The 15,656-nt window shown below is 39.5% G+C and carries 10 protein-coding genes and 1 riboswitch; of the genes, 7 read left to right on the forward strand and 3 right to left on the reverse strand.

The window, feature by feature from the left end:
- The first annotated feature begins 197 nt into the window (after positions 1 to 197).
- From ABVT42_RS02350 to ABVT42_RS02365, 4 genes are all read left to right on the forward strand, one after another.
- Positions 198 to 974 (forward strand): ABC transporter ATP-binding protein, encoded by a 777-nt coding sequence (locus ABVT42_RS02350; RefSeq protein WP_353873501.1) that lies wholly within the window; start codon positions 198 to 200, stop codon positions 972 to 974.
- Between the two features lie 29 nt (positions 975 to 1,003).
- Complete coding sequence (locus ABVT42_RS02355) at positions 1,004 to 3,370, forward strand: ABC transporter permease (RefSeq protein ID WP_353873502.1); 2,367 nt, start codon at positions 1,004 to 1,006, stop codon at positions 3,368 to 3,370.
- The gene (locus ABVT42_RS02360; RefSeq protein WP_353873503.1) at positions 3,370 to 4,635 is read left to right on the forward strand and encodes an efflux RND transporter periplasmic adaptor subunit; all 1,266 of its coding nucleotides are present in this window, start codon (positions 3,370 to 3,372) and stop codon (positions 4,633 to 4,635) included. Before ABVT42_RS02355 ends, ABVT42_RS02360 begins: the two co-directional genes overlap by 1 nt.
- A 193-nt stretch (positions 4,636 to 4,828) precedes the next feature.
- Positions 4,829 to 6,265: a vWA domain-containing protein gene (locus ABVT42_RS02365; protein ID WP_353873504.1), complete on the forward strand. Its 1,437-nt coding sequence runs from the start codon at positions 4,829 to 4,831 to the stop codon at positions 6,263 to 6,265.
- A 42-nt stretch (positions 6,266 to 6,307) separates the two neighbouring features.
- Here the strand turns inward: ABVT42_RS02365 and ABVT42_RS02370 are convergent, their stop codons facing one another.
- From ABVT42_RS02370 to nfuA, 3 genes are all read right to left on the reverse strand, one after another.
- Entirely contained in the window at positions 6,308 to 7,240 is a 933-nt protein-coding gene (locus tag ABVT42_RS02370) for a VanZ family protein (RefSeq protein WP_353873505.1), read from the reverse strand.
- Positions 7,241 to 7,449: 209 nt separating this feature from the next.
- Positions 7,450 to 7,713, reverse strand: a complete 264-nt coding sequence (locus tag ABVT42_RS02375; RefSeq protein WP_353873506.1) for a hypothetical protein — start codon at positions 7,711 to 7,713, stop codon at positions 7,450 to 7,452.
- 264 nt (positions 7,714 to 7,977) lie between these two features.
- Positions 7,978 to 8,553 carry a Fe-S biogenesis protein NfuA gene (gene nfuA / locus ABVT42_RS02380; RefSeq protein ID WP_353873507.1) on the reverse strand — a complete coding sequence of 192 codons (576 nt, stop codon included), beginning with the start codon at positions 8,551 to 8,553 and terminating at the stop codon, positions 7,978 to 7,980.
- A 397-nt stretch (positions 8,554 to 8,950) separates the two neighbouring features.
- Here nfuA and ABVT42_RS02385 point away from each other — a divergent pair, with 397 nt between their 5' ends.
- From ABVT42_RS02385 to ABVT42_RS02395, 3 genes are all read left to right on the forward strand, one after another.
- Positions 8,951 to 11,632, forward strand: a complete 2,682-nt coding sequence (locus ABVT42_RS02385) for a M14 metallopeptidase family protein (protein WP_353873508.1) — start codon at positions 8,951 to 8,953, stop codon at positions 11,630 to 11,632.
- Positions 11,633 to 11,680: 48 nt separating this feature from the next.
- A complete protein-coding gene (locus tag ABVT42_RS02390; RefSeq protein WP_353873509.1) occupies positions 11,681 to 12,358 on the forward strand; it encodes a GNAT family N-acetyltransferase in 678 nt (225 codons plus the stop codon).
- Positions 12,359 to 12,625: 267 nt separating this feature from the next.
- Positions 12,626 to 15,037 (forward strand): zinc-dependent metalloprotease, encoded by a 2,412-nt coding sequence (locus ABVT42_RS02395; RefSeq protein WP_353873510.1) that lies wholly within the window; start codon positions 12,626 to 12,628, stop codon positions 15,035 to 15,037.
- Between the two features lie 490 nt (positions 15,038 to 15,527).
- Positions 15,528 to 15,618, forward strand: a riboswitch (cyclic di-GMP riboswitch).
- Positions 15,619 to 15,656: the final 38 nt, after the last annotated feature.

Here is a 15,656-nt window from a genome sequence, read left to right on the forward strand (position 1 = left end):
GTCGTTTACTTATTCAACACCGTTTTTTGTAAATAGGCGGTCTGTGATCAATATTTTGCTCTTTATTTCAGGGTATTTTAATAGTCACTATAATCAGAAATTGAATTTCTTAGTCAGCGAAAAATCAAGAAATAGAAAGTCAAAAGAAACAAAAAACGGTAATTAGAAAAAATAACAGTAATGATATGGTCCGATAAATGACGCATGATGCCAAGCAAAGTCTCACCCAAAATTTCAGTGAATTGACTAATTCAGTTAATAAAGCCGAGACCACTTATAGTTTTAAAACGCAAAGGCTTAAAAAGATTTATCTATCTGGTGAAACCCAGGTACAGGCATTGAGAGGGGTTGATATTGAAATACCCAGTGGAGAACTGGTCGTAATGCTCGGCCCCTCTGGCAGTGGCAAGTCAACTTTTTTAAATATTATTGGTGGATTAGATCAGGCATCTTCGGGTCATGTTTATTTTAAGGGAAAAGACCTGGCAACATTGACCAGTCGTGAATTGACTTATTATCGACGGGAAAATATTGGGTTTGTGTTTCAGGCCTATAATCTTGTTCCCAGTTTAACTGCGCTGGAAAATGTAGCGTTGGTTACTGAAATTTCACCAAACCCTATGGATCCACTTGAGGCTTTATCGATTGTTGGATTAAAAGAAAGAGCATGTCATTTTCCCTCGCAAATGTCTGGCGGAGAGCAACAGCGAGTGGCGATAGCGCGCGCATTGGCTAAACAACCTGAAGTGATGCTGTGTGATGAACCTACCGGAGCGCTTGATAGTGAAACAGGTATCGTAGTGTTAAAAGCGCTGATGGCCGTGAATGAAAAATATGCAACAACCTGCATAATTATTACCCACAATGCGTCAATTGCACAGCTTGCCCATCGAGTTATTCATTTTGCCGATGGAGAGGTGAGTAAAGTGGTGGTCAATCAACAACGAAAGCAACCTGATGATATTGATTGGTAGCTTTTAATATTTTATAGAGTCGATTTTATATGATTGGTGCACTTAACCAAAAATTACTCAGAGATATTTGGCATATTAAAGGTCAAGTGGCTGCGATTTCCTTGGTTATGGCCGCCGGAATCGCTGTATTTATTATCATGTTTGGTGTGTTAGATAGTTTAAAGTTAACACGAGATACCTACTACGATCGCTACCATTTTGCCGATGTATTTGCATCCCTTAAGCGTGCGCCAGAGGCGATAAAAACTCGAATACAAGAAATTCCCGGCGTTTCGGTTGCGGAAACTCGCGTTATATTTGGGGTAACGCTACAAATGTCACAAATGAGTGAACCTGCTAGTGGGCGCATTATTTCGTTACCTGATGGGCAGGCGCCGCTGCTAAATAAATTATATTTACGCGCCGGTAGAATGCTTCACCCTAATGAAAAAAATGCCATTTTGGTTGATGAAAGTTTTTTCAAAGCACACGAATTAAATCTTGGTGATTTTGTCGCCATGATTATGAATGGTCATCGCCGGCAGTTGAAAATTGTGGGCGTCGTGTTATCACCTGAATATGTTTACAGTATTGCGCCGGGAGCATTAATGCCTGATGGCAAGCGCTTTGGAGTATTTTGGATGAGTCGCCGATCACTTGAAGCAGCGGTGAATATGAAAGGCGCTTTTAATGATGTTGTGATTAAAACAGAGCGACATGCCAATCAGCAGGTATTAAAAAAATCTTTGGATACTATTCTTAAACCTTATGGTGGTTTAATTGCTTACGGTCGAGATGAACAACTGTCGAATTTTTTTGTAGAAAACGAACTCGCTCAACTAAACAGTATGGGAATGTTAGCTCCCATTATCTTTTTAAGTGTTGCCGCTTTTTTAATCAATGTCGTGATGTCTCGCCAAATTGCAACACAGCGTGAGCAGATTGGAATGCTTAAGGCTGTAGGTTATACCAACTGGGAAATTTCTCAGCATTATTTGAAAATGGTGTTGGTGGTGACTTCTTGTGGTTCATTATTGGGGCTTGCCTTGGGAGCATGGATGGGGGCAGGAATGATAAAAATGTATACCGAGTTTTTTCACTTTCCAATTTTGCAATACAGTTTCTCAGTGGAAGTGATGATTTTTGCTGTCTTTTTTTGTGTAATTGCTGCGGTTGTCGGCACTTTATTTGCAATTCGTGGAGCGGCAAATCTACCACCTGCGGAAGCCATGAGACCAGAGAGTCCCATGACATTTAAAGCAACAATTTTGGAAAAATTCGGCGTTGATCAAAATCTTTCGTTTTTAAGCCGGATTATTTTACGTCAACTGGAGAGAAGACCGGTGCGTGCACTATTTTCTGCAATAGGTATGGCATTGGCGTTGGCCATTTTAATCTTCAGTTTTTTTATGGAAGATTCGATGACTTATCTGGTTGATGTGCAGTATGAATTTAATCAGCGTGAAGATGTAAATTTATCATTTGTTGAAGCCAAGCCCCTCAATGCTATTGAAGAAATTCAAGCGATGCCAGGTGTTTTAGCTGTCGAACCATTGCGGCATGTTGCAGCATATTTTAAGTTTGGTCATTTTAAAAAGCGTGGTGCAATTACCGGGTTAATTCACTCGCCAGATCTGCGACGTATTGTTAATCAGCAGCTGGAGCCGGTTTTAATGCCGTCTAACGGATTAATCATTAATGAGAAGCTTGCACAAATACTTCATGTGAATGTAGGCGACTTACTCACGGTGGAAGTCTTGGAAGAGCGCCGTCCGGTGTTACAGATTCCGATTGTCGGTGTTACATCAGAATTTATTGGCATGGGTGTCTATATGGATTTATACGAATTAAATCGTTTGCTAGATTCTGCGCCTAAAATTACCGGTGTTTCGGTGATGGTCGATCCATTACATGGAGCTGTGTTATATAAAAAATTAAAAGAAATTCCCGCAATTATGGGATTAAACATTGTTTCGATATTACGGCAAATTTTTGATGATGTGATGGCTGAGAATTTATTAAAAATGGTCTCGACCAATATTCTATTTGCCAGCTTTATCAGTTTTGGTGTGATTTATAATACCGCTCGAATTGCACTTTCAGAACGTGGTCGTGAGCTTGCCAGTTTACGTGTGCTAGGGTTAACTCGTCGTGAGGTCGCTTATATTTTATTTGGCGAATTAGGCGTTATTACACTCGGCGCAATTCCACTTGGTATTTGGTTTGGTCAATTTTTATCAATGGGTATGACTACATCAATGGAAAGTGAGTTGTTTCGTATTCCATTTATTATTAACAACAGCACTTATGGTTATTCTGTCTTAATAACCTTGATTAGTGCAATTATTTCTTTTTATCTGGTTTGGCGACAAGTGGATCAAATCGATTTGGTTAGCGCGCAAAAAGGGGTTGAATAGTGGCAGTGAAAACAATAAAACGTCTGGTGAAAATTTTGTTGGCAATTGTTGTCGTTGGACTATTGGTATTTGCTTTTATACCTGAGCCAATGAAAGTGGATATTGCGACCGTAGAAAAGGGAGATTTATTAATTACACTTGAAGGCGAAGGTAAGACCCGAATTCATGACATTTATACGGTTTCAACACCGATCGATGGCAGAATCACGCGTATTGAAAGTGAGCCGGGTGATTTTGTTGAAGCGGGTAAAACGGTAATAGCTAATATGTATCCGGCAAATCCCCAGTTTTTGGATAAGCGCTCTGAAACTCAGGCGAAGGCCGATGTAGAAGGAGCCAGAGCAGCATTAAGTCTGGCTGATGCGCGCGTTAAACAGGCTAAAGCACAATTGGAATTTGATGAGTTGGATTATCAGCGTACAACAGAACTTTATGCGAAAAATAGTGTCTCTAAAGCTTCACTTGAACGCGCCGAGTTGCGTTTAAAAACTTTACGTGCCGAGTTGGAAACTGCTATTTCAAATAAAAATGTCATGCAGTCCAGATTAGAAGCGGCCAAAGCAAGATTGTTGCAACCCAAAGAAGATACATCGTCAGTGGATAAAAAATTGGCGAATAAAAAGTTGGCGAATAAAAAATCTTCAAACTCAGTTGAACCGGTTAATAATTGTCATATTTGCATTCATTCACCCGTGGATGGACGAGTGTTACGAATTTTACATAAAAGTGAAAGTATTATTCCTGTAGGCACCGCATTGGTTGAAATTGGCAATCCGCAAGATCTTGAAGTGAATATTGAAATGCTTTCGACTAACGCCGTAAAAGTAAAGCCAGGACATGATGCGCTAATTAAACGTTGGGGAGGCAATGAGGATATTAACGCTCGGGTCAGGGTTGTTGAGCCTTCTGGATTTACTAAAATTTCGGCGCTTGGTGTTGAAGAGCAGCGAGTCAATGTGATTTTAAATTTTACCGATCCCATTGAAAAATGGGCTGCGCTGGGGGATGCATTTCGGGTTGAAGCCGCAATTATTATTGATAAGGCGGTGGATGTTGTTAAAGTGCCTTTATCTGCTTTATTTCGTCAAAATGAAATTTGGTCAGTGTTTAAAGTGGTTGATGGTAGAGCGACATTGCAGAATGTAAAAGTAGGTAAACGTAATGAACAATTTGCTGAAATTATCGAAGGCTTGATGCCGGATGAAAAAATTATTATTCATCCAGGAAATAATATTGAGGATGGTGTATCTGTTATCGCCAGATAATTAGTTGTTATCGCTAGATTAGCGAGATTGATTCTGACAGAAAACGACGACTTAGTGCGGGTATAAAAATGTAAACAATAAGTAAACTTTTGCCTGTTAACATTTACTAAATGGTGTCTAATTCATTCAAGTTTTTTCTAATAAAATTGGTTCATCGATTAATTATATCTTTATTCAAATGCAGGTGAACACGATGAACTTTAATGAAAGTAAAACGAAAAAACGTCGAGTTGGTTCAATATCACTAATTTCTGCAGGCTTGCTGATGGGGGGCGGAGTGGTATTGACTACGCCATTTTTATCGAGCTACTTCTTTGATAGCTTTTTCGCTTCTAATACGCCTGTCGTGTTAAACAGTGCTGAACAGGTTCATTTACCTACGCTGGGGTCAAAAACACAATCGTCAATTGTTCCGTTTGTTCGACCTAAAATTCAGTTGGCAATTTTACTTGATACCAGTAATAGCATGGATGGATTAATTGATCAGACCCGTAATCAGATTTGGCAAGTTATCAATGAGTTTTCAAATGTTGCTAAAAATGGTGTTCAACCGGTTCTAGAAGTTGCACTGTTTGAATACGGTAATGATAATAACCCAAAAAGTTTAGGTTATGTACGCCAGATTAGTGGGTTTACACGAGAACTTGATCGTATCTCGGAAGGATTATTTTCATTAACAACCAGCGGTGGCAGTGAATACTGCGGTATGGCAATTAAAACTGCCGTGAACACATTACAATGGAGTCACTCCGCGCAAGATATTAAAACGATTTTTATTGCTGGAAATGAACCATTTAGCCAGGGACCGGTAAAATATCAACAAGCACTGACACTGGCAAATAAATATGGAATCACGGTAAATACTATTTTTGCTGGCGATCATCAAAGTGGTATTAGTATTGGTTGGCAAAGTGGCGCACTCGCTGCTGGTGGAGAATATATGAGTATTAATGCTGACATACCTATTGAACATATTGAAACACCTCATGATAAACAAATTGCGGTATTAAATGATCAGCTCAATGACACTTATATTCCTTTTGGACAAGAAGGTATAGCGGGATTACGCCGACAAAATGTGGAAGATAAAAAAAGTAGAAATATTTCGGCTGGACTACTAGCAAGTCGAGCGAAATCGAAAGCCTCAACATTTTATGATAATGCTCAATGGGATTTGGTTGATGCCGTGAGTAATGGCCAAGTTGCGGAACATGATTTAGCGGAAATGGAAGACGCGGGTTTACCAGAGCCCATGCGCGAAATGACCGCAACCGCGCGGCAGGAATATGTTGCAAAAAAAGCGGCAGAAAGAAAAGAAATTAAGCAAAAAATCGTTGAGTTTTCGACTAAGCGAGAGGCTTATCTGGCGCAACAAAAGTCAAATGCTGTACAGTCGTCGCAACCGGCGACTATGAGTGATGCGCTAGTCAAAGCGATTAAAAAGCAAGTAGCAGAGAAAAATTTTGAATTGACTCAAGAAGTGCAACAAAAGCCATTACAAAAAATTGATTCTCAGGTTAATGAGAAAACTCAGGTTACAAAGTCTCCAAATGCACAGCAAGCCTCGCAACAAATTGAAATGTCGCAGCCAACATTAATGGTTAAAAGTGAAGCAAAGTCGAGTCGGTGATATTTTTATTAGCTAAGTCGTATCAAGTTGATTTGATACGATTTATTTTGATAAGTAAATATTATCAATAAACAAGGTTGTTGTCGTTTTGGGACTATCTAAAAACAGACTGACAACGGCAACATGTTGCATTTCCATTGGACGCTTTTTAGGGGCATTGGCAATTTCTGTTAAGCTTTGCTGAAAATGAGTCCATCCGGGAGGTAACTGGAGGATTCGGTTAAAGCGATCACTATATTGATAATGGTTTTGTTGATGTAATTTGTCATAGACTTTTAAGGTCATTGAAACAGTTTGGTTTTGTGGGTTGTATATGCTCAAATTAAGTTGTTGGTAGTTTAACCAGTTACTGATAAAATGGCGGAGTGTGACATGCGGATATTTAGCGGGTAAAAATTCTACTTTCATTGATGATAAGCCTTGCGCTTTAAACTTTTGAGAAAGTGAAATATTCGCATCCTGTCTGTACCAACGATTCAATTCGTGAGTCGATTCAAATTGTGCGATATGTGGGAAAATCTTTTCAATTTCCCATTGATCATTTAACGCGCTGAGTAGTGGTAACAATCCCCAGATAGAAAGTAATAGACAAATACTGAACAAACCAAAATTAACTTTGAGCGGGTTGCTACGGCGTAAATAACTAAAACTTAAACCGATGTAACCGCCAATGATGTCGTTAACAATATCTTTTAGTTCAAAGTTACGTCCGACTAGTTGTTGAAGTAATTCGGTAATCAGTCCAAAAATACTGCAAAATAAAATAACAAATAAAAGTTGTTGTGGAATGTTAAGTCTATTATAACGCGCGTGATGGCTGATAAGATAAATCAGTCCGGCAAATAAAAATAAATGGCCTGACTCCCAGACTTCACGGTAAATACGGCTGGAATGCGCCGCGGGGTTACCAATAAAAAGTAGTCCCAATAAAATCAAGACAACTAATAGCAGCCATTTGTTTGTTGGTTTAATCACGTCAAATTAACTTATTATTTTATCTTTGCTCAGCCTATTGCAAGCCAAGCATTTTATCTTTCAGACGATTGTCTTAAATTTTATACCGATATCAATGTAAACTGATTTGCATTTGAATCGCGTTTAATAAAACCAATTATAAATTCAATCAGCGATAATTTCATAGCATCATAAACATAAATAATTAGTGCAAACTCAAATCCATTGGGTTAGTCCAGATCGAATAAAAACTTGCGCATTCGCCACATCCAAAGGCCAATATAGCCGGGAATTGCATAAAGTATGGCAATGAGTAGCGCTGTACTAAGTAAATAAAATAGCCACTGAATTTCCCAGTCACTTGATAGTATCAGTAAAATCAGGCAAACAAATGAGCATATTGTGCCAATTAACAGTCTTTTCAATTGGCTTTTAGGTGTTTTTGCCATCTGAATAAAATGCTTTTTTATGGCTGCGCTATTTAGCATACTCATGTTTATTGCAAGTCATTAGTACCAAAAGAAATTCTATCAGACAAAATGTCGCTAAAGAAATATCGCTAGACAAGTTATTTAGTCAATCAGAGATATATATTATTGAAACTGCCGGTAAAGTACCAGTAAGAAAGTTGTCATTTAGGTGCTAATATTGATTGAGCGACTAAATTTGTGAGGTAGTCAGCGCAATAAGCAGTGCGCTGACTGATACAGACTATTTAAATCAATGTGAATTGATAATTTGAAATTTGGAATAGAAAATTAATAATAAGGATTTTCACCCGTTTCGTGTTCTGTAATATCTTTAACGCCACTAACTTCCGGAATTTTTGCTAATAGCGTTTTTTCGATACCTTCTTTTAGCGTGACATCTGCCATGCCACACCCATGACAACCATCATGAAACTGTAAAACGACGATTCCTTCATCTGTAAATTCAGACATGGTAACTCGTCCACCGTGACTGGCTAATTGTGGGTTGATTTCAGCTTCAAGTATATATCTGATACGATCAATGGCTGGTGCATCATCTGGGACTTTACGAACTTTTGCATTTGGTGCGCGAAGTGTTAATTGTCCACCCATGTCATCGGTCTGAAAATCAATTTCAGCTTCTTCTAGGTAAGGTTCACTTTCTTCGTCGATATAAGCTGAAAATGCTTCAAATTCTAACTTGAGATCGTCTTTTTCAACCGCATCAGGTGGGCAGTAAGAGACACCACATTCTGCATGAGGTGAACCAGGATTCACAACAAAAACACGAATACCGGTTCCTTCATCCTGGGTTGCGAGCAGTTTTTGAAAATGTTGCTGCGCTGCGGGTGTTATATTAATCATAGATTTTTAATCGACTTAAATGCTTGATTGTGAAGTGTCGGCTATTTTAGCAGAATTCATTCAGTAAAAATCCATATACTTTATGTGGAGTTTAAAATTTTTTTGTCTAAGTCATAGATTGAATCTATTAATAATTGTCGGTTCGAAGTAGGATATTATTTCTCAATCACACTAAAACGTAACAATTGGTTTAAAAACTGTTGATATATAAAGTTTTTTTTCCTATTCTCGGGCATGTCAAAATGCATTGAATGAGTTTGCTTAACGGCTTAGAACGAGTGCCTTTTGACTGTCTTAATATAACTAATGAATAAAATTTAAATAAAACTGGCTGGTGCTGGCGGCAAAATTATCACTCAAGTGGCCAATCCCAGCGGATTCAAGGGGTGTTTACAGGGTGAAAAAGCTAATACGATTCAACTGGCGAAGCTATGGTTTGCTACTACTGAGTATTTTACAGATACAACAACTACAAGCAGTTGAACTGATTGACTATTTGCCCGATTCACCTACCTACAACCAGCAAATTCCTACGCCAGCAAAAATCCTCAACTTTGAAGTTGGTGAATGGCACGTACGGCCAGAGCAGATTTATCAATATATGCAACAGTTGGCGGCCAATTCCGATAGAGTCAAGCTCGAAGTGATCGGTTACACCCATGAAAAACGACCATTGATTCTCGTTTACATCTCTGCCCCCGAAAATATCGCGAGGCTAGCGCAAATTCGTCAACAGCATTTACAGCAACAAACGGATAATACTCCGTTGATTACATGGATGGGCTATAGCGTTCACGGTAATGAGGCAAGTGGCAGTAATGCCTCACTCTTATTGGCCTATCATCTGGCGAGCGCCAATGACAAACAAACTCTCGCACAATTGCGGGAGCAGGTTATCATTATTGACCCCATGTTAAACCCTGACGGTTTAGCCCGATTCGCACATTGGGTGAATTCAACTCAGAGCTACACCAAAAATTTGGACTCTCGCGATATTGAACATCACGAAGCCTGGCCCTCAGGCCGTACTAATCATTATTGGTTTGACTTAAATCGCGATTGGCTGTTGTTGCAACACCCTGAATCTCAAGCGCGAGTCGCCCAATTTCATCGCTGGCGTCCACAGATTTTGACTGACTTTCACGAAATGGGCACTGATAGTACCTATTTTTTTCAACCGGGAGAACACGCCAGACATAATCCACTGATTGCCGATAGTAATTATGTCATGACGCAAAAGATCGCCAACTACCATGCGAAAGCTCTAGATAAAATCGGTGCTTTATATTACTCGCGCGAAAGGTTTGATGACTTTTATTTTGGTAAAGGTTCTACCTATCCAGATGCTCATGGCAGTGTAGGTATCTTATTTGAACAGGCCAGTGCTCGTGGCCATTATCAACAGTCGGAATATGGTCCTTTAAGTTTTGCTAAAGCGATCCGTCATCATTTGGCAACTTCGTTTTCAACAATTGAAGCGGCGCAGGAAAATCGGCAAGCGTTAAAACAAATGCGTAAGCATTTTATCACTGAAACCAAAGCATTGGCTAAGGATGATAAAAATCGGGCAGTGGTTATTGCTTCACAAGATAAGTATCGTATGCACGAACTGCTGAATATTTTACAGCAACATCAAATACAGTATTATCCACTGGCTAAAAAAGTGTCGGTTAACAAACAAGCCTATTTACCCGACAATAGCTATATCATTCCATTGCAGCAACCTCAGTATCGTTTAATCACCTCGCTGTTTGAGTCGCGTAAATCCTTTAAAGATACTATATTTTATGATGTATCTAGTTGGAACTTTGGCTTGGCTTTTGATGTGGATTATGCCTTTGTTAGTCGTTCAGATTTCAGTCAGTCATTATTAGCAAATGCTTCTTCCACAAATCGACAAGACCTTGAAGGCCCAATTGAGATTAGCGATGAGGTGATTGCACTTGGTTTTGATTGGCGTGATTTCTCCAGTGTGCAAATGATTCAGTTATTACAGCAAAAAGGCCTGCGTCTGTTGTCGAGTATGCAAGAAGTTTCTTATCATCAGCCTAAACTTGCAAGTCAACAAAATACCCGTGGACAGGACAAAAGTCGACAAAATAAAGGACAGGCTGCCTCACTTGCGCCGGGGAGTGTGATTTTAACACTGAATGATCAATCTATATCTCGTGAAGAAGTTATCAATTGGGTAGTGGATGAGCTAGCAAAACGGACTTATCAGCCGAAACTAATTACTTCAGGGCTGGCGCTTCATGGCGTTGATTTAGGTAGCCCTGATATGCCAGTACTAAAGCCTGTCAAACCGTTATTGATTATTGGTGATGGCGTTTCTGGATATGATGCAGGTGAAGCCTGGCATTTTATTGATCAACGCTTAGGGTTGCCATTAACCCGAGTGACCAGCGCGCAATTGAAAGGCGTCACGCTCAGTAACTACACCCATTTGTTGTTGGTACATGGTCGCTATCAATTTAATGACACGACAAAGCAAAAGATTATTGATTGGATTCAGCAGGGAGGACATTTAATTGCGCATTCTGGTGGTGCTCGCTGGGCAACTGAACAGGGTTTGACTTCGAGTCAAGTCAAACCTTTTGAGGCGCAAGAGGAAACCGAAGTCAAAAGGGGAATTCCGTATGCTGAACGTCAGCATTATGAAGCTAAACACTATGTTGGTGGTGCGATAGCACAGGTTGAAATTGATACCACCCATCCTATTGGGTTTGGATTGGACAACTCACAAATTGCGATCTTTAAGCGGCGCACACAAGCATTTGAATTACCGAATGAGGCATTTTCTGCTATTGCCCGCTTTACTGATAAACCTCATGTGGCTGGTTATATGTCTGCAAAAGTAAGTGAGCATATTAAAGGACAAACCGCCATAATGGTGCAAAAGTTGGGGGCTGGAAATGTTATTTTATTCTCGGATAACCCATTGTTTCGCGGGATTTGGCTGGGTTCGAGTCGATTATTTGCTAACGCACTATTTTTTGCTCAGCATATTGATGCACCAGCGAAATCAGAACCAAAAACTAAACAAGCACCAAACAAGGTCGATGAGTCGATGGCTGACTAGTTTAAAAAGTCAGCCATTCATAATAACGAACCTATTAAGAAGACAGCGATGAGTAACATACCGAAATTATTTGAGTACCAGCCAGAGGAGCCTATCACCATTCCGGTGTTAGTCGGTGAAAAGCTTGTGTTAAGGCCCTGTGTTGCGGCTGACTTGCCTGCGGTGATGGCTTATCGTACCGATCCCGCCAATAGTCAGTATATTGGTAATGTTGATGATAAAGAGCGAGTTCAGCAAATTGTCGCACAGCATTCTTCTCCTTGGCGATTGGAGTCCGGACGTTGGAATGGCATAATTATGTGTGAAAAGTCAGTTAATGCTGCATCTGTGTCAGAGCTTGACTGGCAACAAACTAAGCTAGTCGTCTCTAATGAATCTACGGTCGACTCTACGCTGCATTTATATGGTGACTTGGTTGGTGAAATTGTATTTAGAATTGATGACTGGGAAAACCAACGAGCAGAAATTGGCTATCGCTTAAGCCCCAAATATACCGGTAATGGCTATTGTACTGAAGCCGTTAAACTGTTGGTTAGCTATTTATTTAAACATTTTGAACTGCATAAAGTGATCGCTCGTTGTGATCCAAGAAATATTGCTTCTTATCGAGTGATGGAAAAAGTCGGTATGGTCAGAGAGGCACATTTTCATCAGCATTTTTTAGTGCGAGGTGAATGGACGGATCAATTAGACTATAGTGTAATACGGGAAAACTGGCGATATTGAATCAAATGCAAAATAGGCATTGTGCATGAAATGTGGCTACAGAAATATGTGAACGGTTGGGTGAGTCATTAAAATCAAGTGCGTCACGACTTGATTTTAGTGTGAGTAGAAAATTAATATTGTCGTTCTGCTAAACAATACAAAATGGTTATTTAAGCGATTAAACTTAAATCTTAATAATATAATAATGACACGTTCTTAAAAATCGATTAAGTTTAATTTAAACCGCTTGGTTTATCATAAATGACAGGCTATAAGGATCAAATTATGAATAAAATGTTAATCTATCTTGGGTGTTTTATTGTGGCGCTTATTTTGAGCAGCGAGACAAATGCCAAGAGTTTAGCGGCCCTTGAAAAGTTATATAGTCTCGATAATGGATTTGTCAGTGTTATTCATGATAAAGGTGAAGATAAGCTTTATCTAAAGATAGAAAATATTGGTGAAGAGTTTATTTATCAAACCAGTCTGCCTAATGGATTAGGTTCAAATGATATTGGTCTCGATAGAGGTCAACTTGGCGATACGCGATTAGTGACATTTGAACGACATGGCAACAAAGTTTTTCTCAAGCAGATTCCCACTGCGTTTCGAGCAGTAACCGACAATGAACAAGAAGCCAGTGCTGTTGAAGAAGCATTTGCACCGGCAGTGCTCTGGGGATTTAAAATTGTTGATACTGGTAAAGGTTGGGTGCTGGTTGATGCGAGCGACTTTATTTTACAAGATATACATGGTGTAGGCCGAACCTTAGAGCGCCAGCAACAGGGGAGTGGATTTCGCGTTGATCCTTCTCGCTCGTCTGTTTATATGCCAAGAACAACTGCATTTCAGGATAATACTGAGCTAGAAGCGATTATCACATTGACCGGCAATAAACCGGGTAAATATTTAGCTCAAGTTGCTGCCGATCCTTATGCCATTACCTTAAAAATGCATCATAGCTTTATTCGCTTGCCAGACGCTGGTTATAAACCAAGAGCTTACCATCCACAAAGCGGGTATTGGTCAGTACAATTTATGGATTATGCTCAGCCTATCAACTCACACATTACACAGCGTTTTATCGCCAGACATCGACTGGAAAAGAAGAATCCGACGGCGAAAGTAAGTGAGCCAGTGAACCCCATTGTTTATTACCTTGATCCTGGTGTACCAGAGCCGGTTAAATCGGCATTGATTGATGGGGCAATGTGGTGGAATGAAGCCTTTACTGCAATCGGTTATAAAAACGCCTTTCAAGTAAAAATGCTACCTGATAATGCTGATCCAATGGATGTTCGATATAACGTTATTCAATGGGTGCATCGGGCAACTCGTGGCTGGTCATATGGGTCAAGCGTGGTGGATCCGCGAACGGGTGAAATCATTAAAGGACATGTGACGCTGGGATCTTTGCGTGTGCGTCAAGATTACTTAATTGCACAGGCGCTTATGGGGCCATTTACTAAAGATGAAGAAGACAAGGCCTTGCTCGATATGGCACTTGCCAGAATTCGTCAATTATCGGCACACGAAGTGGGTCACACCTTAGGCATTAAGCATAACTTTGCAGCCAGTAATTATGGCCGTGAATCGGTGATGGATTATCCGCACCCTCAATTTACTGTGAATGCTAATAAGGTTGGCGTACCAAATGCCTATGCGGTTGGTATGGGAAAATGGGATAAAGCGGTTATTGCTTATGGTTATCAGCAATTTGAAGCAGACAAAGAGCAACCGGGACTCGATAAAATTATTGCCGATAGTGAAAAAGCCGGATTATTATTTATTACTGATAGCGATGCGCGCAGTCCAGGTAGCCCTCATGCTTATGCCAGTTTATGGGATAACGGCAATGATGCAGTCGTAGAACTTGAAAATATGTATAAGGTGCGCGAAGTTGCGCTCAACAATTTTGGTGCGAGAAATCTTAAGTGGGGACGACCCTGGTCAGATTTACAGGAGATATTAGTACCGGCTTACTACTTTCATCGTTACCAGATTACAGCAGCCGCGAAATGGTTGGGTGGAATGAACTTTGATTATTCGGTTAAGCGCGGTAATCGACTCCCGCAATCGAGTATGGTTACTGGAGAGCAACAAAGCAAAGCGTTGCAATCAATATTAAAATCACTACAGCCGGAGTTTCTCAGTTTAAAACCAGAACTGGCCAATTTATTACTCCCTAAAGCGACTGGATTTCAACGTACTCGCGAATCAGTACAAGGAGAAACCGGCACGGCATTTGACCAAATCAGTTTGGCGGCGGCTTCGGCACAACACACTTTAAGCTTGATTTTACATCCACAGCGTTTGGCGCGTATTATTGAGCAAAGTGCTGTTGACGCAAATATTCCATCAATTGAAAGTATTGCTACTGAATTAAAGCAACAAGTAATTGAGCAAAACTACGATGGTATTCAATCTGCAATCCACCAAACCGTGGTTGACTTGATTTATTCAAATTACCTTAACCTGTTACATGATGACCGTGTTTCACGTCAGGTTCGAATGCAAATTTTTGGTGTATTACTGAAAGAAAAAGATTATTTATTACGTAAGCTGACAGCAGTGCGTAAAACCTCTAGTTACTATGGCTTTTATGCTTACCAGTCAAAACGGCTAGAAGAACTCTCTATTGATAAACAAAAAGATTTAATTGAGCTACCTAAAATGCCGCCCGGTGCACCAATTTAAAAGTATTGTTTATCTTGTGTTTAATTGATAAAAGAGTCACTTAATGTGGCTCTTTTTTTGGGTAGTAACATTTCATTCGGTCATTGATACGAATGATTTCTCTAATTTCAGTCATTTAAATACTGACTCGTTGATAAAAGTCGATTAATTGGTTAAATAAGCAAATGTAACAGTCAGTTATTTGTTTTTATAGAATATTATTATTTGCTATCACAGACGTTTTCTTCTACTAAAATTTTTATCATAGCAATAAATTTTAATCGTACAGGTATCGCTTTAGATTAATTCATTTTTAATTGAAAAAAGCGTGCATTTTTATGCAATCTGTTGGCATTAAAGCGACTAAAATTATCTAAAGTTTTTGATATTTTTGTCCGATAAACTTAAATCTAGGATAAAAAGTATTAACTAAAATGTGAATGCTATAACAGTTTTACATTTAAAAACTTAAAAAATACCGAGAGATTGCATCGTTATCTCTTTGTTAATTTTGGAAAAAAGGCTATCTGGTATGAAAAGCCAGATTCGCAAAACTACCGGTCTAAGGGTGAATCTTTACCTAAGATAGCGGGGTCGCCCAAAAATAATGTTTAAATAAATAACATCATTTTGGTCAATC

The organism is Aliikangiella maris, from assembly GCF_040719265.1.
In the GTDB taxonomy this organism is placed as follows: Bacteria; Pseudomonadota; Gammaproteobacteria; order Enterobacterales; family Kangiellaceae; genus Aliikangiella; species Aliikangiella maris.